Genomic DNA, 22,928 nt, shown 5'->3' with positions numbered 1-22,928 from the left:
ATTTTGGAACCAAGGAGAGACGGATATGAACAAGGGAATACGGTTTACAGACGAGTTCAAACAGGACGCTTTGGCGCATGTTGTTGAGCGTTGATATGCTGTCAGTGAAGTAGTTGAGCGGCTGGGTATCAGCACCAAATCGCTGTACACTTGGAAGGCCCGGTGGGCGAAGTCGCCACGTGTCAGATCCGAGGTGGCCGATCAGGCCGCTGAGATCCGACGGTTGAAGCGAGAGCTGGCGCGCGTCACCGAGGAACGCACAATCTTAAAAAAGGCGACCGCGTACTTCGCGCGAGAGTCTCAGTGAGGTACGCGTTTATCGAGGCTCACCGCGCAGAGTTTTCAGTGCGCTCAATGTGTCGGGTGCTGATGGTTCATTTTAGCGGGTTCTATCCATGGCTTAAAGAACCGTTGAGTGCCCGTGCGCTCGAAGATGCACGTCAGACTGAGCTCATCCAGCGAGCATGGGCCGACAGCGGCAAGGTTTATGGCTATCGCAAGTTAGCGGATGACCTTCGGGATGCAGGTGAGACCTGCTCAGAGAACCGTGTGGCACGTTTGGCTAGTATCGCGGGCATCGCAGCACAGATCGGCTACAAACGCCGCCCTGGTCGATATGGTGGCAAGCCTGCTGTGGTCGCTGACAATACGCTGGATCGTCAATTTGAGGTCGATGCGCCTGATCGGGTCTGGGTGACCGACATAACTTACATCAGAACGCACGAAGGTTGGTCGTATCTGGCCGTCGTGATTGACCTGTTCTCAAGGCGGGTTGTTGGATGGTCCATGCAATCGCGCATGACAACTGACCTTGCTCTACAGGCATTATTGGCTGCTGTTTGGCGACGCAAACCGAAGCAAAAGGTCACGATCCACTCCGACCAAGGTTCCCAATTTACCGGTGGGGAGTGGCAATCGTTCCTTAGCAAACACAACTTGGTCGCCAGCATGAGCCGTCGTGGAAATTGCCATGACAACGCCGTTGTTGAGAGCTTCTTTCAGCTCCTAAAACGAGAACGGATCAGGCGACGAACATATCTGACACGCGACGCAGCAAGGCAGGACGTGTTCGATTACATCGAGATGTTTTACAACCCAACACGCAAGCACACCAACAATGGCATGCTGTCGCCGGTTGACTATGAAATCAAACAAAGGAAAATGAACGGGGCAGGTGTCTAGGAAACTAGGGGCACCTCACATAGCCTAAATCCTGTATCTTCCAAAAACCGCTTAATGTTCTACATTTGTTCTCATGGCCGATTTGAAAACACAATTGAAAAATGTCGCTTTTGGCGGCAGCTGGACAGAAGAAATTCTGCGCGTTTCTGAATTGGAGACAGCGCTGAAAGTGATCGTAAATGCAGCCGAGACCTGCACCGAAATCGACGTGCGCACAGATGAACTGAATGAAGCTCTGAGCTTTGTGGCGTCCAAAATAGAAAAAGGCCCTCAGCTGAGGGCGCAGTTTCTCAAAGCTGTTGTAATCGAAGATCAGGACGCCCGAAGTTCTGCTGCGCAACACGTTTTGCAACAGATGCAGTCTTGGGCGGGGCGGTGAGTAACTGTAGGCATTGGCAGCTACACTTCGTGGCTTTTACTGGCCTCAACGCATTTCGTTTGGTACGCCAACGTGTATTTCAAATGATTTGAGCCAATGCATATATCTTCAAACCAATTCCTGTTCTCCATTTATGACAAATGGCGCGGCAATGTCTCCTCGCTTTTGTTTGATGATTTTCGCATCTCCGCGAAAGGTCTGTCACAATCGGTATCTCTTGCCGAAATGCGCTCAGCACCCGAAATCCATGAAAGTTGGTTGGGAAACGAGCTTTCTTTGAGCATAGCGTCCTTACCCCTACCATTGCGCGTGCGCGGAGCAAACAAAGTATACCTTGAACGAGATGCTGCAAAGATCGAAAAAGCTTGGCGCGACTTCAACATCCAACAGCTTGAAGCTCACGCGGATGATATCAAAAGCCTCCTTTCTGCACTCACCGACCTGAAGTCACCGACACGGTATCCTTCTGCCTGTTATGTTCAGCCACTTTTGCGAAAAGCAGAAATTCTTGAAAAAGAAATTCTTTCGAAACTCAATGTTGCTGCCATTGGTCAGGATCGTCTCGAGACTATAAGTGAAATTCGCAGCTTTTTCGCAACCCCCGCAAAGGTGAGAAACACAGCGATTTTGAAATTTGAAACTGCGCAACTCGCGCTCTGGGCCGACTTCTTCGACACCTTCGAACAAAACCCGCTGACGCCAGAGCAACGCCTTTCTATCGTTGCTGACGAGGACGCAACTTTGGTTTTGGCGGGCGCTGGATCAGGCAAAACGAGTGTCATCACCGCGAAAGCTGGTTACCTCCTCAAGTCCGGTATTCGCAAACCAGAGGAAGTGCTTCTTCTTGCCTTTGCACGTGATGCTGCAGCCGAGATGTCAGACAGAATACAAGAACGCTGCGGTGAGCCGGTTGAAGCGCGAACGTTTCATGCTCTGGCATACGATATCATCGGCTTGGTCGAAGGCGGCAAACCTGCCTTGGCCGCACATGCGACTGACGACAAAGCCTTTCTCGTGCTCATCCGTGATATCCTCATACACATTGCCAAGACAGTTCCTGAGGCATCAAAAGCAATTATCGATTGGTTTAAATCAGCTCGTTTGGAAGAAAAATCTGAATGGGATTTCAAGCAAAAGCACGACTTCTACACATACCTCGAAAAAGAAGACCTTCGGACGCTTCAAGGTGAAAAAGTCAAAAGTTTCGAAGAGCTGATGATCGCCAACTGGCTGTACGAGAATGGCGTCGAATACGAATACGAACCTGACTATGAGTTTGCCACCTCAGACCCAACGAAAAAGAACTATTGTCCTGATTTTCGACTGACTGAAAGTGGGGTTTATCTTGAACATTTTGGGGTCAGAAAAAAACGCGGCCGAGATGGAAACGTGACCCTTGTGACGGCACCGTGGGTCGATCAGGATGAATATCTCGAAGGTATGGCCTGGAAGCGTCAAGTCCATAAAGACAACGATACGGTTTTATTAGAAACCTTCAGTTATGACCGTGTTGAAGATCGTCTTCTCGAAGTTCTTGCCCAAAAGATCGAACCGTATGAGGAATTGAAACCTCGCGCCCGAGAAGATCTTTTTGACCGCGTTGTCGAGATGAACCAGATCGACAGCTTCGTGCAACTCCTTGCCAACTTCTTGCGCAATTTCAAAAGCGGTGGGTACAGGTTGGCGGATTGTAATGTGAAGGCAAAGAAAGCCAAGCTTGGCAAACGAGCATCCGCATTTCTCGCCGTTTTCGCACCGGTATTTCGGGCTTACGAAGACAGTCTCGACACACGCATAGATTTCGAAGACATGGTGTTGCGAGCCGCCAAATACGTTGAGACTGGGCGTTTCAAAAGCCCCTACAAGCATGTGCTCGTCGACGAGTTCCAAGATATTTCAAGAAGCCGCGCGCGTCTCGTGAAAGCGCTGCTCTCGCAACACCATGATGCACGCCTTTTCGCAGTCGGTGATGATTGGCAATCCATCTATCGTTTTGCTGGTTCCGACATCCATTTGATGCGGAACTTTGGCCAAGAGTTCGGAGGAGAGTTCAATGGCGCGAATGATGTCCATCGCACGGTCGATCTCGGACGTACGTTTAGGTCGGTTGATAAGATCGCCTTTGCCGCACGATATTTCGTTTTACAGAACCCAACACAGCTTGCGAAAACCGTCATCCCAGCAGGGATCGCGGATGGGCCTGCGATCTCTATCGTATCGACATTTAAACACGACGAAGACGTTAAGCTCAAAGCCGTGCTGAATGATCTAAACGTAAAAGCCAAAAATGCGAATAAGCGCAGTTCCGTTCTTTTATTGGGCCGCTACAGGCACTCTGCGCCAGAGGGGCTGCGCAGGTTGTCCTCAAGCTATCCGGATTTGGAGATCAATTTCAAAACGATCCATGCCTCCAAAGGGCTTGAGGCAGATCATGTCGTTCTGCTCCAAGTCTTCAGCGGGCGCATTGGATTTCCATCTGAAATTGTAGACGATCCACTCCTGACGATGGTCTCGCCTGAAGCTGAACCTTTTGAGCATGCCGAAGAAAGGCGTGTGATGTATGTCGCGATGACACGCGCGCGAAAAAGCCTGACAATCATGGGAACTTCGGCCCGACAATCTTCCTTCGTCAAGGAACTCATCGATGACGACGCCTATGAGCTGAGTTCAGAGGTGGGCCGCGATGCGGAAGTACATACGTGTGGCGAATGCCAGGGGAGCCTATTTTCGGTACCGAAAAAGAAAGGGGGCGCGTTTTTTCGTTGTGAACACACAGAGCTCTGCGGCAACACGCTTCCCGCTTGCGCAGCATGCGACACAGGACTTCCGGCCAGAAAGTCTGACAAAGGTGATGCAACATGTTCCTGCGGGGAGATTTATCGTCCCTGTCCAAGTTGCGCTGATGGCTGGCTGGTTGAGCGCAGAGGGCGGTATGGGAAGTTTATGAGCTGCGTGAAATTCCCGCGATGCAACGGAAAAGCTAAAGTTTGAAAAAACGAGAGTTTTGTTAGAACACCTACTTTCGTGGGGTGGCTAGCTCACTGTTTGAAGCGAATGGTTAAGCTAATACTTCTTTGAAACCATCGAGAAGGCACAAGATCAAGAAACAGAATGACTCTGGACTTACATTAATGAGCGACCCAATATGGGTGTAACCTAGACGGACCCGCGGGACACTTGTGGGGTTACTGTAGCTTGTCTCTGAGCGCCTCATAAGGGGTTTGTCCGTTGTGGGCACCGTGCGGCCTGGCGAAGTTGTAGAACCGTTCCCATTCGTCGAGTTTAGCCTCCAGATCGACGTCACCTTTGTAGCTGAGAAGTTGATAGAACTCTTGTTGATCGGAACGGTGGGATCGCTCGACTTTGCCGTTCAATTGCGGTGTGCCGCGTTTGATGTAGGCGTGCCTGATCCCGAGATCTTCGACATGCCAATGGAACTTGGCCTGAAACTCGTGGCCATTATCCGTGCGCACTTCGCGAATGCGAAACGGGAACTTTTCGATGATGTGGTCAATGAAGTCGATGGCGTTTGCCTGCGTATGTTTATCGTAGACCTTGAGGGCGCGAACTCTGGTTGCATCGTCGATCGCGGTGTATTGGAACCGGCGGACCTTTTCGCCGCATTTTCCTTTGAAGGTCAAGAACTTGACGTCTACTTGGATGTGGTGACCTGGAACCTGCTTCTGATATCGCTTGGTATGCAGCTTGCGCATTCGTGTGCCTCTGGGCAACCGGTTAAGACCGTTGCGTCTGAGGATACGGTAGACCCCGGCATCTGAGATTTTGATGCCGTGGTAACGTGCCAAATACCAGACGATCCTTATGGGCCCCAAGTGATACTTGCGGCGCAGATACAGAACCTTCTCGACGATTTCAGCAGGTGTTTGATTGGCCGGGTTCTTCGGAATTGATTTGGCATTCTTCAAGCCAGCCTCCCCATGCTTTTGATAGGCATCCCGCCATCTATAAAAGCTGGAGCTCCCAATCCCAAAATACCGGCATGCTTTGCGTACATTGCCGATCTTCTCAGCATGCTGGAGCACTCTCAGCTTGCGTTGAATGTCACGTTCTTCGTTCGTCATAAAAACTTCCTCCACCCAAAATTGGGTAATTTACAGGAAGTGTCCCGAGAGGCCGTACATATCTACACCAGCCCTAAAAATTTTGCACAAGCGCAGATTTGACGCTGCGCCGCGCTGTTCGTCCACTTCACAAATCTTAATTATTGAGATGACTATCTTGACTGATTCGAAAGCTGTGGCCACTCTTCGATCTGCATTTCCCCTGTTGCCTAGAATTAAGTGAAAAGAGAACGGCCATGACCACCCCTCTGAACGGTTCGCTTCTAAAAGGCTTTGCGATACTCGGCCTTTTAACGTCAAAACGATCCGAAATTTCCGCCACAAACGTCGCGGCCGACCTTGGCCTTAACCATGCAACGGCGCATCGGCTGTTGTTGACGCTTGAAGAGGCCGGCGCGTTGGTCTGTTACCGTCGCGGCTACTTTTCATTGGGTCCGTCCCTACAGAAACTAGGTGCTCTGGCAGAACAGAGCGACCAGCTGATCACGCAGGCGCGCCCCGTCATCGCAGACCTAGCCGCAACCCTGAACGAATCCGTGATGATCTGTCGCCTCAGCCGCAAAGGCCCGACCTGCGTTGCTGTCGAGGCCTCGGATCGGCCCTTTTCTGTGACGATGAACATCGGGACGGTTTTACCCATGACAGTGACGGCCCAGGGAAAACTGTGGCTGGCCAGTATGACGTCGCCCGAATTGACTGACTGGGTAGACGATCCAGGAACGCTGGATGCGCTGAATCTCGACCAGGTTCGCAGAGATGGCTACGCCCGCAACCGCGGTGAAAACGAAACTTGCGTTGGTGCTGTGTCGGTTCCGGTCCTGTCAGGGGGCGGGGAAACCATCCTGACCCTCAGCGCCTTTGGTATGGTGGGCCGTTTCACCGACGACATGGTTTCGACGACCCTTCCCGCGCTCTTCGCGGCAGCAGAAAATCTCACAGATATTGCGACCGGAACGCGCCGCACAGCACCCGCGTGACGGCGCTTGGCCAAGACGGGCCGCACGAAATTTGCGGGCGCTATAAGCCTGCAATGCAAGACCTACGGGTCAAATAAGGGAGAGAAGAATGAAATTACTTTCAACAACTTGTCGCGCTTTCGGTGTTGTGACGGTCCTGATGCTGGGCGCACAGAATGCTTCGGCACAAATGGCCTCAGAAATCGCAGAACAGATCCGTGCGATGGGGCGCACGATCGCACCGCCTCCGGTCATGGAGATTTACAAACCCCTTCACGAATCCGAACCCTATACGGATGTCTCGATCACGCGTGACGTGGCCTACGGCCCCCATGAACGCAACCTACTGGATGTGTTCACGACGGACGGCGCGGAAAATCTACCTGTTCTGGTCTTTGTCCACGGCGGTGCCTTCCAAGCCGGCAATAAATACACTCCTGGATCGCCATTTCTGGACAATATCATGCTGATGGCCGCCCGCAACGAGGCCATTGGCGTAAACATGACCTATCCGCTGGCGCCTGAACACCAATGGCCCGCCGGTCCGCGCAGCGTCGGTCAAGCCATCGACTGGGTGATCCAGAATATCGCAGATTACGGCGGCGATCCCGACCGGATTGTGTTGATGGGCCACTCGGCTGGCGCAGTCCACGTCGCCTCTTACGTTGCGTTTCCCGAGCATCACGCAGCCGAGGGATCGGGCCTTGCAGGAGCGGTATTTGTTTCAGGTCTGTTTGACTTCACGCAGATGGAAAACAGCTCCAACGAGCTTGCGTATTTCGGCGACAAGGCGGGCACTGAAGAGGTCTCTTCGCTTGCGGGACTAATTGAGAGCGACGTGCCGGTTTTGCTGGTTGATGCGGAGCTTGATCCACCAACGTTCAGCGCCCAAACGGCACTACTTGAGCAAGAACTCTGTGATGCCGGAAAATGTGCGACACGTTTGCAGCTGAGGGATCACAGCCACATTTCCGAAATCTATGCCATCAACACCAACGACACAACTTTGTCGGATGCCGTCATGACCTTCGTAACCACAATCGAGTAAATCGTAAGAGCCCTGCCCCCGCGACCTGAAGCCCTATCGATGGCACAGGCTTGCGGGGGCAACGGTCTCGCCTTGAATATCAGTGAAAGCAAGTTGTTGCACGGGTTATGGTTTAGATATGTACGGACTCGCGGGACACTTCCTAAAAACTTCCTGATTTGGGATGGAGGAGGTTTCCATGACCAACGAAGAACGAGACTGAGGTGGCCCTAGATTTGTAGACGGTTTGCTTGGTAATTTTGGAACCAAGGAGAGACTGATATGAACAAGGGAATACGGTTTACGGATGAGTTTAAGCAGGACGCCGTGGCGCAGGTTGTTGAGCGTGGTTACGCGGTCAGCGAGGTGGCAGAACGGCTGGGGATCAGCACCAAGTCGCTGTACACGTGGAAGTCGCAGTTTGCGAAGTCGCCACGCGCCAGATCAGAGGTGGCCGATCAGGCTGCTGAGATCCGGCGGTTGAAGCGAGAGCTGGCGCGCGTCACCGAGGAACGCACAATCTTAAAAAAGGGCGTGGCCATTGTCCGCCATTGGTTAAAGAACAATGGACGAGTGCCGTTGCTGAGAGCTTCTTCCACCCCCTAAAGCGAGAACGGATCAGGCGGCGGACATATCTGACACGTGGCGCAGCAAGGCAGGACGTGTTCGATTACATTGAGATGTTTTACAACCCAACACGCAAGCACACCAGCAATGGCATGTTATCGCCAGTTGACTATGAAATCAAACAAAGGAAAATGAACAAGCTAGGTGTCTAGGAAACTAGGGACACCTCAGTTTGGTGCTCTATGTGTTGGCCAAAGTTTCGGACGTGCCGTTTGAGCGCTGTGTGACTGCAACCGCGCCGTTCCTCATTCCGTTGGTTTCGGTGTTGCTTTTGCAGACCTTCGTGCCTGCGTTGTCGATGTGGCTGCCAGAACTCATCTATCGATAGGGGCACGCTTCATTCTGTGTGTAAATTCCTTAAGAGATTTACAGACACGCTCATTTGGCTTCCACGGTGTGGCCGTTTGGGGGTGACCGGAGGAAAGCCGTTCATTTTGTGCGGGTGTTGGCGATGCACAGCGTGCGTGCTCTAGGTGTTTTGCTTGGGGCTCTCTTAATGGGGGTCTAGGTGCCGCCATCAGGGTGTGCAGATATGTCAGCTGTTTCGCCTGTATCAATCACGTTAATACCAATCGAGTTCAGAAACGTTTTCTTTCATGATGATATGAGCGGGAAGAAATACAGATGACGGCACCGAACGGCCAGCGCGTTTCAGGGCTATCACCTTTAACCCCTCGGAGAGCACATCATAACTATTCGTTCCGATCTGCGCCCCAACAAGGTCACGTTGCAGCAGATCTTTAAGTGGATTGAAAAGTTCGTGACCGATAATGAACGTTCGGTTCTCGGGGTCTTGGTCTTTGATTGCGTTCGTCAGGCCGACCACACCTGAGGAGGGGGAGTAGACAGCGTCGACGTGGTGGCCTTGTTTCAATAGGCCGTTAAGCAGCGCCTGTGCTTCTTCGTTGCGACCTGACATTGTCGGCAGCTCTACAATGCGCCCTTTGAAGTTCAAGTCACGCAATGTCGACCGAAACCCCATCTCGCGCTCGCCCTCACAGCGCCAGTTTCGCCCGATGTGCAGCGCAACCAGTTGATCCGCGCTGTTTGACCTTAAGGCGACCAAGCGTGCCGCCAGCCGTCCTGCTGCGACTTGGTCCATGCCAACATAGCCGAGCCGCCGAGAACCGGGAAAGTCGGTGGTGACACAAACGACTTCGGTTCCTGCGCCAACAGTTTCATTAATTTGCCCGACCATTGCAGCACTTGTGCGCGCAACCAAAATGATTCCGTCTAGTCCTTGCGCAACATCACGCATTTCGCTGGCGGCTTCGAGAACGCTTTCCGAATTGAACTGCATAACTTTCGGTGTGTGTTTTAGCCCAAAGCGAGCTGCAAAACGCGGGACGAGGTCTTGATACGCTTTGTTCAGCATTTCTGTTGAGTTTAGAACAAAGCCGACGCGTAGGTCTGTGATATCGATTGGACCAGTTTTGCGGGCACCTTCATTTAGCATCTCGATTGCGGCTTCGACTTTTTGCCGTGTCTTGTCACGAACGCCAGGACGTTTGTTTAAAACCCGATCAACAGTTGCCGTGCTGACATCTGCAGTAAAGGCAATTTGCTTGATCGCAGGCGTTGTGAGTTTGTGTTTCACGCTATGTCCTTTCGTTCATTTGATAGGCATATTTCTATCTTGATGTAAATGATACATCAAATGAGGTTTTTTTTGAATATTTTTGTAGATTAATATGTCTTTCAGTGACAGCTGTTTATGTGAGGATAGCGAACACATGGGAGGAAATGATGTTTTTCTATACTAAGCAGAGCCTTTGCGCGGCCATCGTTGGGATGGCGTTGGTTGCGCCTGCAGCGCAAGCAGAAACCACTATACGTTATATGGGACTGTCGAAATTGGACATGTTGGATCCGATTTGGACAACCAATTACGGCGTGCGCGATCACGGATACCTAATTTACGATACATTGTTTGCCCAAGATGCTGAGGGCAATATAAAACCTCAAATGATTGATACGTGGACAGTCAGTGAGGATCGAATGGCCTACAGGTTTTCACTGCGCGATGGGCTAATGTTCCATGATGGTGCCCCCGTCACCAGTCAAGACGTCGTGGCGTCACTGGAACGCTGGATGCACAAGGATACGTTTGGCGTCGAGATCAAAAACAGACTTTCTTCGATGGATGTGGTGGATGACAAAATCTTCACCCTGTCGCTGACAGAGCCTTTTGGATTGGTTGTAGACGCGTTTGGAAAAACGGCCTCTAATGTTCCATTTATCATGCCTGCGCGGATCGCCAGTGGTGCGGTCGATGATCAAATTTCTGATCCTGTTGGATCGGGGCCATTTAAGTTCATATTGGACGATTGGCAGCCTGGCGTCAAAGCCGTCTACGAGAAATTCGAGGCATATGTGCCCCGCGACGAGGCGCCTTCGGGCTTGGCTGGCGGTAAGGTTGCAATGGTTGATCGGATCGAACGTGTGTTCTTTCCTGATGACATCACTGCCGTAAATGCGCTTGCAACGGGTGAAATAGACTATATCCCGCAGTTTCAACCAGACCTGATCCCTATTCTTTCCGGGGCAAGCGATGTGGTGGTGCAGCCGCACAATCCACTTGGTCAGACCATCCAGATTATCCCGAACTTTTTGCAGCCGCCAACCGATGATGTGCGGATCCGTCAGGCCATGCAGTTGGCGTTGGGGCAAGAAGATTACATGACCGCTATTCTGGGGTCATATGACGAATTGTACAGCTATTGCCCATCGATATTTATGTGTGGAACGGCGCTGGAAAACGACGCAAACAGCGAACGGCAGATGTCGCAAGATGTCGAGGCTGCGAAGGCTTTGCTTGCTGAGGCCGGCTATGACGGAACGCCCCTCACTTTGCTGCACGCTACCGACGTTAGCGATCAACGCACTGGCGGTTCTGTCACAGCGCAGCGTCTTCGTGAAGCTGGGTTTGTGGTGGATGATGTCGTTTCGGATTGGGCAACCATTGCCCAACGTCGTGCAAATAAGGCGCCCATTGCTGAAGGCGGCTGGAATATTTTTCAAACGGGTTGGGATGGCATGGCGCTGCAGAGCCCACTGACAAACGTCTATGTGAGCGGCGCTTGTGATGATGCATGGTACGGCTGGAACTGTTCCGAAACATTACAAAGACTGAAGCAAGATTATATTAATGCCACTTCGGTCGATGAACAAAAAACAATCGGAGAGGCCATGCAGCAAGAGGCCTATGAGATTGTTTCAGTGATTATGATGGGACAATACACTCAGGCCAGTGCGTGGTCTGCGAACCTTGAAGGGATGCGGCAAGCGACAGTCACAACGAACCTTTGGGGTGTCTCGAAGGCGGAGTAGACACAAGCGCTTTGACCCAGCCGTTTTCATATTTGGCTGGGTCCACAATCTCGTGCCCCGATAATCCCCACAGAAAAAGAAGACACTTATGTTTAAGTATATCTCAAGTAGACTTTTGGCTTCAGTTCCGATCGTTTTGTTTGTTGCCATTTTTGTGTTCCTGCTGAGCCATCTTGCCCCAGGCGATCCTGCTGCCCTGATTGCAGGTGAAAACGCCACGCCTGAGCAAATCGCGCAAATCAGAGACAGGTTGCATTTGGATGAACCGCTTGTGACGCAATTCGGATATTGGTTTTCCGATATCCTGCGCTTTGATCTAGGCAACTCTATCTTTTCAAACAGGCCGGTCACTGAATTAATTGCCGCGCGTTTGGAACCAACCTTGGTGCTGACCAGCTTGACGATTGTACTGACAATCTTTCTGGCTGTTCCCGCAGGGGTGATTGCCGCGTGGAAGGTCAATTCCACGTCAGATCGTTCGATCATGATCCTATCAGTGCTTGGGTTTTCTGTGCCTGCCTTTTTGATCGGCTATGCCAATATGTATGTCTTTGCGCTCAAACTGGGGTGGTTTCCTGTGCAAGGCTACGCCAACCTGAGTGATGGTGTTTTGGGCACATTGCGCTCTGTTGCACTTCCCGCATTCACAATAACCTTGGTGTTTTGGGCTCTCGTCGCGCGCATCACGCGTGCCGCGATGATCGAGATCTTGCAAGAAGGCTATACACGAACCGCCCGTGCAAAAGGGCTGAGCGAAGGAAAAGTTCTATTTGTCCATGCGCTCAAAAATGCAGGGGTGCCGATTTCGACTGTCATAGGTGTCGGGATCGCGATCCTGATTTCAGGCGTCGTTGTCACCGAGTCCGTTTTCAACATCCCTGGAATTGGTCGGCTTGTGGTCGATGCAATCACCCAGCGCGATTTCCCCGTCGTCCAAGGCACTATGATTTTTTTCTCAGTGGTTTTGATCGTCGTCAATCTTCTTGTGGATCTGAGTTACGTGCTCTTTGATCCACGGATCCGGTACTAGGGTTACATCATGAATACGTCTCAAACCGTACCACGCCAACACGTTCAAAGATCCCGCATGGTGGATTTTCGACGGTTTCTAAGTGAATTTACAGATGGCCGCGTCGAAAAATCCGCCGTTCTGATTTTGATTGCGGCGCTCTTAATCTCAGTTATCGCTCCGATGGTTTACCACAGCTATTCTGACATCAACCCCTTGGACAGGATGAAACCGCCAAGTGCTGACCATTTTTTCGGCACAGACCATCTTGGTCGTGATGTATTTGAACGCACGATGGTCGGCACAAGAAACTCGCTGATCATCGGTTTCAGTGTTGCCATCGCAACCACGATAATCGGTTGTATTCTTGGATTGGTGTCAGGCTTTATCAGCTTCGGTGACAAGATCATCATGCGCTTGATGGACGGCTTTATGGCCATTCCAAACGTGTTACTGGCCATTGCTCTTGTGGCTTTGATGGGGTCCAGCCTGCTGACAATTATCATTGCCATTTCCGTGCCTGAAATCCCACGCATGGCGCGGATTGTGCGCAGCGTTGTGGTGTCGCTTAAAGAAATGCCATTCATTGATGCCGCCGTGACGATGGGCACACCGCAATGGAAAATCTTGCTACGTCATTTGCTGCCAAACACTGTTGGCGCCTTGTCTGTGCAGGCAACGGCAACCTGTGCATCTGCCATTATGACCGAAGCAATCTTAAGTTTTCTTGGCGCTGGCACGCCGCCCAATATTCCAAGCTGGGGGGGCATTATTGCCGAAAGCAGAGTCTTTTTTCAAATTGCGCCTTGGGCCATTGGATTTCCGGGTTTGATGCTGTCGTTGCTTGTTTTGTCTGTGAACATTCTGGGAGACAGGCTGCGAGAAGTCCTAGACCCCCGTGTTGCGCGTCGGAGGTCTTGAGATGAGTGTGAATAAGAAAATTCTAGAGGTGAAGGGGCTAAACATCCGGTTCGGATCTGCTGCGGCGGCCCCCACAGTTGAAGATCTGTCATTTGATTTAAGGGCAGGGGAAACCCTGTGTCTTGTCGGAGAATCGGGATCTGGAAAGTCAATCAGCGCCCTAAGCTTATTAGGTCTTTTGCCTGAAAGCGCTCATGCCACAGCGGACCAGTTCATGTTTGACGGGGTCGAAATTGACCCTAAAGACACAAAGTCTTTGAAGGCATTGCGCGGTGAAGGTGTTGCGATGATTTTTCAAGATCCCATGTCGTCGCTGAATCCTGCCTTTACCATCGGTTACCAGATGATCGAAGCAATACGGCTTGCGCCAAACATTAGCAAACAAGAGGCGAGACAGAAGGCGATCCACTATCTTGAATTGGTCCGCATTGCAGATGCCGCCAAGCGGATGGATGGCTACCCCCATCAACTTTCGGGGGGGATGCGTCAACGCGTGATGATCGCGATGGCCTTGTCTCGCAATCCCAAAGTGTTGATCGCGGATGAACCGACCACAGCGCTTGATGTTACGATCCAAGCCCAAATCTTAGCTTTGATTGATGACATCAAGACGGAACTGGGCACAGCTGTTTTGTTCATCACCCATGATCTGGGTGTTGTCGCGGAAACAGCCGATCGCGTTGCTGTTATGTATGCAGGGCGCATGGTCGAAGCTGGCCAAGTGGCCGAAGTGTTCGATAATCCTCAGCACGCTTATACAGTCGGGTTGATGCGTGCGAGCCCTCGCACGGCGGCAAGGCAACGACGTTTGAATGATATTCCGGGTTCTGTGCCTGAGCTGCGTGATCGCCCGCTCGGATGCACCTTCGCGCCACGTTGCGCATTTATGACCCCCGCCTGCCAAGAATTGGGCGCTGAAAAAACAGTGCAGGTTGGCACGCATTTAAGTCGCTGCATTCGGCGTGATGAATTGGGCACTTTGCTAGGAGAGACACATGTCTGAAGCATTGTTGGAAACAAAAGAACTTTCAAAAACGTTCAATATAGGCAAAGGGAAATCTCTGAAAGCGGTGAGCGATGTATCTTTGACGCTCAATAAGGGAGAAACGCTTGCCATCGTTGGGGAAAGCGGTTGCGGAAAGTCGACATTGGCGCGACTTTTGTTGCGTCTCGAACAAGCGACATCTGGCGGCATAGAATTTGATGGAAACGACATTTCCGAAATCTCAGGCGCGGTCGAAAAGCAGTGGCGGCGCAATGTGCAAATGGTTTTTCAGGATCCATATACGTCGTTAAATCCTCGGATGATCGCGCATGATGCGATCCGTGAACCACTGGATAATTACGCTGAGGGTACCAAACAAGAACGCAACCAAAAGGCCCACGATCTGTTGCATCGTGTCGGGCTGAACGTTGACTTTGGCCAGCGGTATCCGCATGAACTGTCAGGTGGGCAGTGTCAGCGGCTTGGGATTGCGCGCGCGTTGGCCTTGAACCCTAAGGTACTGGTCGCTGATGAACCTGTGTCCGCTTTGGATGTTTCAATTCAAGCGCAGGTTTTGAATCTCATGATGGACCTACAAGCCGATCTTGGAATATCTATCGTGTTTGTCTCGCATGATCTGTCTGTGGTCCGACATATCAGCGACCGTGTTATTGTGATGTATCTGGGTCGTATCGTCGAAGAAGGCCCCGCTGACATCGTGCTCGACACCCCTTCGCATCCATACACCAAGGCCTTGTTGGATTCCGTTCCGATTGACCACCCATCCAAACGCCGCAGCAAAACGCTTTTGTCAGGCGAAGTCGCAAGCCCGCTTAATCCGCCAAGCGGATGTGCGTTTAGAACACGTTGCCCCGTTGCGACAGATCAATGCGCGCAGACCATCCCTAAACTTCGCAGCGTGGGCCCAAAGGTCTCTGCTGCCTGTATCTTGTTGGAGTCAAAATGAAGCTGCCAAGCCATCTGCGAGACCACTATGCCACACTCGATCCTGACGTCCGCGAAATACTGGAATGGAACGCGCAGAATGCGGCTCCCCACAATGCAAGCGTCGCAGAGCTGCGCAGGCGTCATACTGAAATGGCTGCCGTTTTCGATGTTGTTCCCGCGCATGTTGCCAGCACGACGGATCATACGGTTCCGAACACCCGCCAACCCGCCTCAATTCGGATTTACGACCCTGTTGAAACCTGTACTGGTGGTGATGGCGCGGCTATTTTTTTTGCCCACGGGGGGGCTTGGGTCGTCGGAAATGTCGAGAGTCACGACAACCTGTGTCGTCAAATCTGTGCCGCTACTGGGGTAAAAGTCATCAGTGCAGATTATGGAATGGCGCCAGAAAATCCCTTCCCGCATCAAACGCAAGACTGCATTTGCATCTACGACTGGGTGCTGTCTAAGGCCGCGGACTTCGGCATCAAACCGGAAAAGATCATACTTTGCGGCGATAGTTCTGGCGCAAATTTGGTCACAGTTCTGTCGCATGAATTAAAAGGCCGTCATGGGGACATGCCCATAGGCCAAGTATTGATTTACCCCAGCGTAGCATTGTCAAAGCATCGAGACTATCCCTCATGGAAGACCTATCCAACGGGGTATCTCATCGGCGAAGCGTCTTTGGCACGCACCATTGAACATTACTTGCGCAACGAAGCTGATCTCACGGATCCAAGGGTCAGCCCGTTGCTTTTCGAGGATTTCTCAGGTCTCCCCCCTGCGCTCGTCATCACCGCCGAACACGACCCAATACGGGATGGCGGGCGCGAATATGCCGAAAAGCTCATTTCTGCGGGGGTTGAAACGCATTTTCTTGAATGTCCGGGCACTATTCATGGCTTCATGACATACGGAAAACCATGGACAGAAATTGAGCGCGCCTTGAGGCAGATAACGACCTTTGTGCAACAATCCTGTCTGACATAAAGTGGGGCAGCGGGCGAGTGCTGTCATTGGTGCTTCGTGCAGCATTCCGATGCTCCTGAACGACAGCATTGGGGCGCAAGCGTGAATGCGCTGCGCCTGCGCGAAAGTCGATTCGTCGGCATTGACTGGAAAACGGCTATCGGTGCGCGTGAGACCACGATAGTTCTGGCAAAACGATCTAACGCGTTTTTGCATGGCGCTTGGTCTTTTGGTCGACAAACTCCAGAATGGCCCGAAAGCGTTCAAACAAATCCTATAGAAAGCACAGGGATTGCAACAAGCAGTGAAAGCCGTATGAGATCCATCAAGACGAAAGGCTACCGCCGATGATGTGCAAAATCTCTTCGCCCATCCCGTTTGGCATGGCTGGAAGAGCAAAACCCACTTGCAGGAGCCGGGAACGCGGCTGGTGCAAGACGGGTTCTATTGGGTGCCGCTGATCGCCGCGCTGACGGGGGCACGGCGCGAGGAAATCGCGGCCCTCAAAGCCGCCGAGATCACGGTGATGGACGGCCTGCCCGCCCTGATCATCACGCCGAACGCCAATCGCGGGCTCAAGTTGCTCACGGCCAAACGCGACCTGCCCCTGCATCCACAGCTGGTGGAGCTTGGCCTGAATGACCACGCCGCCCGCCAGATCGACCGCCACGGACCGCAAGCGGACCTCCTTCCCGACCTTCGCCCCCGTAAGCGAACGGGGTTCGGAGGTCAGGTCGATTATCGCTTCCGGAAGTTGGTTCAGACCCAGCTCGACGGTAGTCCAGAGGGCAAGGTCTTCCACAGCTTTCGGCACTAAGTGGCGACGCAGCTTGGCCGTAACGCTGAACTGCCGGAGGCCGTCCGGAAGGACATTATGGGTCATGCCGGTGGATCGATCACAGCGGAGCGCTACAGCGAGACGACTCCGCTTGCGACAAAGGCAGAGGCGATCAGTCGATTGCCGTGGCCGCCCGTGATGCGGCCAGATCAACGGCTGTCACGCCTGACCGTTTGAGCATCGTGAAGCTCTTCCCTTCCGCCCTCAAGGGTGTCATGCAAGGTTGGCAACGCCAACCGCGCAGTTTGATCGCAAAACACATGCCACGCATGGTTTTACGATCAGACGGAGCGCCTCCCCGGCGCAAGGGGCAGATGAGGTAGCTTAAGTTACCTACAGTCTGTCTTTATAGGTAGCCTCCCAGCTACCATTTTTGGGGTCGAGGCGCATGATAATGCGCCAAACAAATCCCAAAACTCTGTTCTTAGAGCCACGCGGTTCAATACATTTGATTGGCGTTTTTGCCGTGCCACAAGCACGGTTTTACGGCGTGTTGCCACGCCCAGTTTGAGCGCAGAGCTTTGGTCTGCGCATGAAAATTGACAAACCTTGCAAGCAAGGTCTGTCACAGAAAATCATCAAAAAATAAGCGGCAGTTTGGTGGGGACTGTAGGGACTCAAAGAAGGCGGCTGGTGTGTTGACACGGCATGAAGAGGGTGGTGGCGACGCGTGGTTGCCTTGGGGCAGGGGGTAAAAAAATGAGTAATCCCCAGAAAACGACGTGGCACATCGGCCAAACACTGGATTTGGCAAAATCCAAACATAGGAGACTCCTAAAGATTAACATCAAGGGAATTTACTATGAGCTATCAATTTTTCCATGCTGAGACATACAGCGAGCAACCAAAGCCAGTGAAAGGCGCACCTCATCAATTCAACAGTGCGGCGCAAGTTGAGGCCGAGGCTGAGCGTGATCCGTATTATTCTGAGCATGTGGATATGCCCCGCCCTCCGCAACAATTGTCAGGCACCCTTACGATCGCAGATTTTAGGGCAAAGCGCGCGAAAATGTTGGCTGAGATTCGTGAGACTGTGACCAGTAAAACTGGCACCACTTATACACGCGCGCTACGCAAAGATGCCGCCACGCTTTATACTGAGATCCATTCCCATCCTTTGACGTCGGCAGAATACCTTGCCAATATGGACGAGCATTTTCCTACAATTGTGAATTGGGTGAGGCGTGCGCTGGCTGATTTTAAAGCGCGCATGCCTGAGGGCATCGATTATACGTCGGTGCTTCACCTCGATGAAGGGCATGTTCACATCCACATTTTGGCGATGAATACGCCGGACCCTAAACTCGACGCAAACAAGCTTCATGCGGCAAAAGCCGCGGCTGCAGCCTTCAGGGAGACACATGAATCTGATGTGATTGTGTCGCTGGACAAGCCTGAACTGGCAAAGCGCCCTCGTAAGCCTAAAAAACCGCGCCCATCCAAAAACCGCGTCACCCAAAAGAAGCATGATGAAAAGCATGGCAAGGCGTTGAGCGCTTGGGAGACAGATTGCGCAGAAGTTGAGGCTGAAAATGCGAAACTGCTGCTTGAGTGGGAAGAGGGAAATAAGGAGCATTTGAAAGAGAAGCGCCGCAAACGTGGCCGTTCAACGGTTCAAAAAGTCTATGGCGCGGCCCTCATTAAGATGCAGGATGATTATTTTGAAGCGGTTGGCAAACCCTGCGGGTTGTTGCGCCACGGGCCGCGTTTGGCGCGCAAATCGACCAAACAACACACGGCAGAAAAGAAGCAAGCCAAGCGCATGGCCGATGACATGGCGCAGCTGGAAGCCCAGAGTGCAGAGCATGCCGTGATCGATGCAGACCTTGTCGCACGGGCCAGTGAATTGGCGGCGGCTGAAGCCGACATCGCCAAGCGGGAGGAGGCTCATGCGGCTGACGTCGCTGACGCAGCGCAGGTCTTGGAGCGTGAGCATGCCGCCATCCGCCGTGCTAAACTTGCAGACAGGAAGGCACGTGAGGACAAAGCTGCAGAGCTTGCTGACAAAGAAGCAAGCATCACCCATCGTGAAGCAGAGCTGACCGAGGCCGTTGACGCCATGAGTGAGATTTTTGAAGCCGTTGAAGCGGGCGAGGCTGTGGTTGAAAACGGCGATATCTTTCTGCCGCGCTGGCCCGATATCATCGCGCGCATGAAGGGGGCAGATCGCGATGACGTCTCCGCGCCAATCCGCAAACTGATCAACGGCTTTGTCGGCCTTGTGCTGCGCTTGTCAAAGCGCCAGCAGGACAGTGACGCGCCAGAACTGCAAGACGATGATGATGCGCCGGGGTTCGGTGGCTAAGGATTGGACTGCCACTTGACAGGTCAATGCCACTCGGCTCACATTCTGAATATAGTTAAGATATTTTTAGAGTATTTCAGAATGAGCACTATTAAGGCAGCAAAGCCGAAGCTACGCGTTAGCGCAAAATATATTGGCCCTATTATGGAGCTTGAGGCAGAGCTTTCCGACCGCCCTCAACATCTAATTTTTGCACGCAACGGGACGGGGAAATCTTTCATGGCGCGAGCACTTCGGCTGCTCGATCCAGTTAAGAACGAAAGTGAAGATGAGGCTGAAATCCCATCCATTCTGGTATCAGAGGAAGCAGTAGATCATCAAGGAACCTTTGCGCTTTTTGAAGGAAATGAGTGTATCGGGAGCATTGGGCTAAACGCTCACGCTGGATCGGTTAATCGATCTAAGCCATCATACATTTATCATGTTTTCTCTGAAGACTTTATCGAAGCCCATGTCCGCAATCGGTTACACGGCTTGGATGGAAACATCACGCACGAGATTATCGTTGGTAAGGAAAATACAGAGATAGACGCTAAAAACAAAGACCTTAGTGAACTGCAGGAAGAAGTGGAAAAAAAGCGAACCAATCTTGTTGCAAAGTTTGATGCGGGCAAGGCCAAACTCAAATCTGATTTCAATATCACAGGTTCTCTTGGTTCATTCAAACAACTTAACTCTGAGGTTTACTTCTCTGAAAATAAATACGTTGGGTCGGAAAACGCGAAAGACCTATCGGGACTTCTAAAGCAATACAATCTCTATAAATCCTTGCCTACTGATCCTGAACTTCCTCAGGAAATCGAGGTAACAGGAATATTTCCTGACCTGGCAGAGATCGGCGAGGCTCTACATCGAGTAACCTCTCCGTCCAGTGTTGCAGCACAGTTCAAAAAACGTATTCAACACAATCCTAATTTTTTTCAAAGTGGCCTTGAATTGTTAAAAACTGAGGACACAAGTTGCCCATTTTGCACGCAAGGCATCAATGAAACTGCGTTGCAGGCCATTGATGCCTACACCCAGTTTTTCAATGACGAGGAAGCTAAGCACACGAATCAATTAAACCGCATCAGGAAACAGCTGGACCAAATAACAGACATCATTCAGCAAAAGCGCTCTGCGACGCTGAAAGAGAAATTACGGTTCAACGAACTTAAAAAGTTCTTTTCTTCGGTTTCGGACGAAACATCAGTGGACTTGTCCACCCTGCTGGACCAACTAATCGAAACTTTGAAGTGTGTTAAAGCGGTTGTCGAAACAAAGCTTACGGGCCTCGGCGTCGAAGTTGACCTTCCACCATCAAATTTCACGATGCTGGAGGCAGTTCTTACCAAAGCCGTAGAAGAAAATGCCAAGCTTTACAGATCAATATCTTCGCTTGTGTCTAACTCAAACTCAGAACGCCTTTTGATCCAAAATGGTAGCTGTGCGGCATTTACATCCGATTTTGCGGAAAAAAATGACGCAGCTATTCAGGAAATCCGGCAATTAAATGTTGAAGTAACGTCGCTCTTCTTTGAAATTGAAATTCTCCAAAAAACGCACGGTGATAGTGGGTCAGCGAAGGCGAGAGTGATTGAAACATTCAAGCTTTTGCTCAGAAATTTTTTCGCTGATACTTATACTTTCGATGAAACCTCATTTTCTGTTCGTCGGAAAGACACTGAGATTGCACGCGGTCCAGATCGAACACTGAGTGATGGCGAAAAGTCAGTCATTGCATTTTGTTATTACATCGCCCGCATTCACCTTCGGGTTGAAAGCATTGAAGACTACAAAAAGTTGTTCCTTATCGTCGATGACCCGGTATCGTCTTTGTCCTTTGATTACATTTACAGCATCGCTCAATGCTTGAAATACCTTCGTCTCGCTGACGATGGACAAGTTTTGATGAGCTTGGAGCCGCAGCTGTCACGTCCGAAGATGCTGATCTTGACCCATAACAACTATTTCTACAACGTGATCAGCACCAACAACGTCGTCAAGAGCAATGGACTTTTCCAACTGCTCGCTGGAAATCCAAAGCACCAACTGAGCAATCAAAAAGCGTTTGCAACTCCGCACGTTCTTCAGTTGCGCGACATCTATGAAGTAAGCAAAGGTAATAAACCCCCAGACCACACTACGCCGAACTCGATCAGATCAGTGATTGAGGGTATGTGGAAGTTTTGCCGACCAGACATCCAAGACTTCGAAGCGTTTGTAAAAATTTTGATCAGCGACCACAAGATCGAGATCAAAAGCGTTTTACTTAATGATCTTTGCCACGGAGGTAAGTTCAGCGATCCACCCCACCAAGAAGCCGAAATCATAGAAGCAGCTGTGGAGGCGCTTAGCGTCGTTGAAAAGTTTGCTGAGGGGCAGTTGAAGCTTTGTGAGTAGGGCCTGCGGTTTGTCTGCTTACATTCGGATCACTCCACGGCCGACTTCAACAGCTAGTAAATACATAAGGGCCGTTCGACACGACCGACGAATTTTGCCCTTGAATGCATATGCGTGTTATCGTTCAATCTTAATGTCGCTTAAGCCTGTGAAACAGTGTCCAAGTCGAGCTCCCGCAACCAACTTCACTATAAAAACTTCTTGATTACTGAACATTGCTAACGCAATGCCCCGTGCATGAAAATCATGCACTCGGGGGCGTCCAGGCAAATCATAATCCCGCAACCAAATCCTAAAACTCTCAAGCCGGCGACTGAACTCTGCCAATCGCAGACCAACACGCATCCAAGCATACGCTAGGGTCGGAGGGTCTAAACATAACCCCCAAAACAACGTAACCGACACCCCGCCCGTAAAACAGCGGGTGTTCTCGTTTCTGGGGGGGCGATAATTCCAAGATTGCAGCCAATTCACCAACGAGTTTAATGCGTTGCCCGTTTAGTGCGGTCTCGTCGGGCAGCATCCGTATCGCAGAAATCAGCCCCCGCAAAAGCTCTGAAGCCTCAAAACGGCAGGCTTCGTCATTGAGGTTATCAGACAAAGCGGCGATCTTCCCACGGTAGGTCTTTGCAAGAGTAGGATGCAGAACAATCGGGCCCTGATCGGGCAGAGCGGCGCGTTGGGCTTCCAGCTCCGCCTTGTGCGCCTCCGATTCCTCCATCCTTGTCGTCATCGACGCGTGAAACATCCCGCCGTGATCGCTTCTACGATTTTGTTAATCTGAGCGCTGACCTTTTTGAGGTCGCGTTCAAGAGACGCGCGCTGATATGCCCTAGACCCGTCGCGGTTTGATGCCGCTCCGTTGATAGCATTTACTGCAACAAAGCAGACGAAAGTTGGCGTCACGGCAGGCGGTGGCAAAGCAATCTGCCGAGAGGGGTAGCGATCACAAGTTCAACATTGCGCCGAACCTGCTGGAGCGTGA

17 protein-coding genes and 3 pseudogenes are annotated in these 22,928 nt (G+C 51.5%); 17 read left to right on the top strand and 3 right to left on the bottom strand.

Annotated features, from left to right (window positions below):
* The first annotated feature begins 25 nt into the window (after positions 1 to 25).
* From EDD53_RS06435 to EDD53_RS06425, 3 genes and pseudogenes are all read left to right on the top strand, one after another.
* Positions 26 to 1,182 (top strand): annotated as a pseudogene (locus tag EDD53_RS06435) (IS3 family transposase).
* 73 nt (positions 1,183 to 1,255) lie between these two features.
* Positions 1,256 to 1,561 carry a hypothetical protein gene (locus EDD53_RS06430; RefSeq protein ID WP_123792318.1) on the top strand — a complete coding sequence of 102 codons (306 nt, stop codon included), beginning with the start codon at positions 1,256 to 1,258 and terminating at the stop codon, positions 1,559 to 1,561.
* A 225-nt stretch (positions 1,562 to 1,786) separates the two neighbouring features.
* Positions 1,787 to 4,552, top strand: a complete 2,766-nt coding sequence (locus EDD53_RS06425; RefSeq protein ID WP_123792424.1) for a UvrD-helicase domain-containing protein — start codon at positions 1,787 to 1,789, stop codon at positions 4,550 to 4,552.
* Positions 4,553 to 4,746: 194 nt separating this feature from the next.
* Here EDD53_RS06425 and EDD53_RS06420 read toward each other — a convergent pair whose 3' ends face one another.
* Complete coding sequence (locus EDD53_RS06420; protein ID WP_123792317.1) at positions 4,747 to 5,643, bottom strand: IS481 family transposase; 897 nt, start codon at positions 5,641 to 5,643, stop codon at positions 4,747 to 4,749.
* A gap of 236 nt (positions 5,644 to 5,879) precedes the next feature.
* Between EDD53_RS06420 and EDD53_RS06415 the strand changes: the two genes are divergently transcribed.
* The 5 genes and pseudogenes from EDD53_RS06415 to EDD53_RS06400 all read left to right on the top strand — a co-directional run bounded on the left by EDD53_RS06415 (position 5,880) and on the right by EDD53_RS06400 (position 8,581).
* Positions 5,880 to 6,620: an IclR family transcriptional regulator gene (locus EDD53_RS06415; protein WP_123792316.1), complete on the top strand. Its 741-nt coding sequence runs from the start codon at positions 5,880 to 5,882 to the stop codon at positions 6,618 to 6,620.
* Between the two features lie 88 nt (positions 6,621 to 6,708).
* Positions 6,709 to 7,647: an alpha/beta hydrolase gene (locus EDD53_RS06410; protein WP_123792315.1), complete on the top strand. Its 939-nt coding sequence runs from the start codon at positions 6,709 to 6,711 to the stop codon at positions 7,645 to 7,647.
* A 261-nt stretch (positions 7,648 to 7,908) separates the two neighbouring features.
* Positions 7,909 to 8,157: pseudogene (locus EDD53_RS15115) on the top strand (transposase); the annotation flags it as partial.
* Positions 8,142 to 8,405 (top strand): annotated as a pseudogene (locus EDD53_RS15110) (IS3 family transposase); the annotation flags it as partial. The pseudogenes EDD53_RS15115 and EDD53_RS15110, both read left to right, overlap by 16 nt.
* Before the next feature lie 23 nt (positions 8,406 to 8,428).
* A complete protein-coding gene (locus tag EDD53_RS06400; protein ID WP_342772295.1) occupies positions 8,429 to 8,581 on the top strand; it encodes a hypothetical protein in 153 nt (50 codons plus the stop codon).
* 234 nt (positions 8,582 to 8,815) lie between these two features.
* On the opposite strand, the gene EDD53_RS06395 is transcribed toward EDD53_RS06400, so the two are convergent.
* Positions 8,816 to 9,850 (bottom strand): LacI family DNA-binding transcriptional regulator, encoded by a 1,035-nt coding sequence (locus tag EDD53_RS06395; RefSeq protein ID WP_123792313.1) that lies wholly within the window; start codon positions 9,848 to 9,850, stop codon positions 8,816 to 8,818.
* Positions 9,851 to 9,999: 149 nt separating this feature from the next.
* Here EDD53_RS06395 and EDD53_RS06390 point away from each other — a divergent pair, with 149 nt between their 5' ends.
* From EDD53_RS06390 to EDD53_RS06350, 9 genes are all read left to right on the top strand, one after another.
* On the top strand, positions 10,000 to 11,583 hold the full coding sequence (locus EDD53_RS06390) for an ABC transporter substrate-binding protein (RefSeq protein WP_170162695.1): 1,584 nt from the start codon (positions 10,000 to 10,002) through the stop codon (positions 11,581 to 11,583).
* 88 nt (positions 11,584 to 11,671) lie between these two features.
* The gene (locus tag EDD53_RS06385; RefSeq protein ID WP_123792311.1) at positions 11,672 to 12,613 is read left to right on the top strand and encodes an ABC transporter permease; all 942 of its coding nucleotides are present in this window, start codon (positions 11,672 to 11,674) and stop codon (positions 12,611 to 12,613) included.
* A gap of 9 nt (positions 12,614 to 12,622) precedes the next feature.
* Positions 12,623 to 13,513 carry an ABC transporter permease gene (locus EDD53_RS06380; protein ID WP_123792310.1) on the top strand — a complete coding sequence of 297 codons (891 nt, stop codon included), beginning with the start codon at positions 12,623 to 12,625 and terminating at the stop codon, positions 13,511 to 13,513.
* Position 13,514: 1 nt separating this feature from the next.
* A complete protein-coding gene (locus EDD53_RS06375) occupies positions 13,515 to 14,516 on the top strand; it encodes an ABC transporter ATP-binding protein (RefSeq protein ID WP_123792309.1) in 1,002 nt (333 codons plus the stop codon).
* Positions 14,509 to 15,465, top strand: a complete 957-nt coding sequence (locus EDD53_RS06370; protein ID WP_123792308.1) for an ABC transporter ATP-binding protein — start codon at positions 14,509 to 14,511, stop codon at positions 15,463 to 15,465. Before EDD53_RS06375 ends, EDD53_RS06370 begins: the two co-directional genes overlap by 8 nt.
* On the top strand, positions 15,462 to 16,439 hold the full coding sequence (locus EDD53_RS06365; protein WP_123792307.1) for an alpha/beta hydrolase: 978 nt from the start codon (positions 15,462 to 15,464) through the stop codon (positions 16,437 to 16,439). Before EDD53_RS06370 ends, EDD53_RS06365 begins: the two co-directional genes overlap by 4 nt.
* 331 nt (positions 16,440 to 16,770) lie before the next feature.
* Positions 16,771 to 17,235 carry a site-specific integrase gene (locus tag EDD53_RS06360; RefSeq protein WP_123792306.1) on the top strand — a complete coding sequence of 155 codons (465 nt, stop codon included), beginning with the start codon at positions 16,771 to 16,773 and terminating at the stop codon, positions 17,233 to 17,235.
* 823 nt (positions 17,236 to 18,058) lie between these two features.
* Positions 18,059 to 19,561 carry a plasmid recombination protein gene (locus EDD53_RS06355; protein WP_123792305.1) on the top strand — a complete coding sequence of 501 codons (1,503 nt, stop codon included), beginning with the start codon at positions 18,059 to 18,061 and terminating at the stop codon, positions 19,559 to 19,561.
* Between the two features lie 81 nt (positions 19,562 to 19,642).
* Positions 19,643 to 21,943 carry an AAA family ATPase gene (locus tag EDD53_RS06350; protein WP_123792304.1) on the top strand — a complete coding sequence of 767 codons (2,301 nt, stop codon included), beginning with the start codon at positions 19,643 to 19,645 and terminating at the stop codon, positions 21,941 to 21,943.
* 301 nt (positions 21,944 to 22,244) lie between these two features.
* Here EDD53_RS06350 and EDD53_RS06345 read toward each other — a convergent pair whose 3' ends face one another.
* The gene (locus tag EDD53_RS06345) at positions 22,245 to 22,664 is read right to left on the bottom strand and encodes a hypothetical protein (protein WP_123792303.1); all 420 of its coding nucleotides are present in this window, start codon (positions 22,662 to 22,664) and stop codon (positions 22,245 to 22,247) included.
* Positions 22,665 to 22,928: the final 264 nt, after the last annotated feature.

Origin of the sequence: Pacificibacter maritimus (assembly GCF_003814915.1) — a bacterium.
In the GTDB taxonomy this organism is placed as follows: domain Bacteria; phylum Pseudomonadota; class Alphaproteobacteria; order Rhodobacterales; family Rhodobacteraceae; genus Celeribacter; species Celeribacter maritimus.
The sequence above is the reverse complement of the archived record's forward strand: the minus strand, read 5'-3'. Positions and strand labels throughout refer to the sequence as shown.

Bases quoted from the DNA above. Each gene is read 5' to 3' on its own strand.
- EDD53_RS06430 (WP_123792318.1), top strand. From the start codon at position 1,256: ATGGCCGATTTGAAAACACAATTGAAAAATGTCGCTTTTGGCGGCAGC.
- EDD53_RS06425 (WP_123792424.1), top strand. From the start codon at position 1,787: ATGCGCTCAGCACCCGAAATCCATGAAAGTTGGTTGGGAAACGAGCTT.
- EDD53_RS06420 (WP_123792317.1), bottom strand. From the start codon at position 5,643: ATGACGAACGAAGAACGTGACATTCAACGCAAGCTGAGAGTGCTCCAG.
- EDD53_RS06415 (WP_123792316.1), top strand. From the start codon at position 5,880: ATGACCACCCCTCTGAACGGTTCGCTTCTAAAAGGCTTTGCGATACTC.
- EDD53_RS06410 (WP_123792315.1), top strand. From the start codon at position 6,709: ATGAAATTACTTTCAACAACTTGTCGCGCTTTCGGTGTTGTGACGGTC.
- EDD53_RS06390 (WP_170162695.1), top strand. From the start codon at position 10,000: ATGTTTTTCTATACTAAGCAGAGCCTTTGCGCGGCCATCGTTGGGATG.
- EDD53_RS06385 (WP_123792311.1), top strand. From the start codon at position 11,672: ATGTTTAAGTATATCTCAAGTAGACTTTTGGCTTCAGTTCCGATCGTT.
- EDD53_RS06380 (WP_123792310.1), top strand. From the start codon at position 12,623: ATGAATACGTCTCAAACCGTACCACGCCAACACGTTCAAAGATCCCGC.
- EDD53_RS06375 (WP_123792309.1), top strand. From the start codon at position 13,515: ATGAGTGTGAATAAGAAAATTCTAGAGGTGAAGGGGCTAAACATCCGG.
- EDD53_RS06370 (WP_123792308.1), top strand. From the start codon at position 14,509: ATGTCTGAAGCATTGTTGGAAACAAAAGAACTTTCAAAAACGTTCAAT.
- EDD53_RS06365 (WP_123792307.1), top strand. From the start codon at position 15,462: ATGAAGCTGCCAAGCCATCTGCGAGACCACTATGCCACACTCGATCCT.
- EDD53_RS06355 (WP_123792305.1), top strand. From the start codon at position 18,059: ATGAGCTATCAATTTTTCCATGCTGAGACATACAGCGAGCAACCAAAG.
- EDD53_RS06350 (WP_123792304.1), top strand. From the start codon at position 19,643: ATGAGCACTATTAAGGCAGCAAAGCCGAAGCTACGCGTTAGCGCAAAA.
- EDD53_RS06345 (WP_123792303.1), bottom strand. From the start codon at position 22,664: ATGGAGGAATCGGAGGCGCACAAGGCGGAGCTGGAAGCCCAACGCGCC.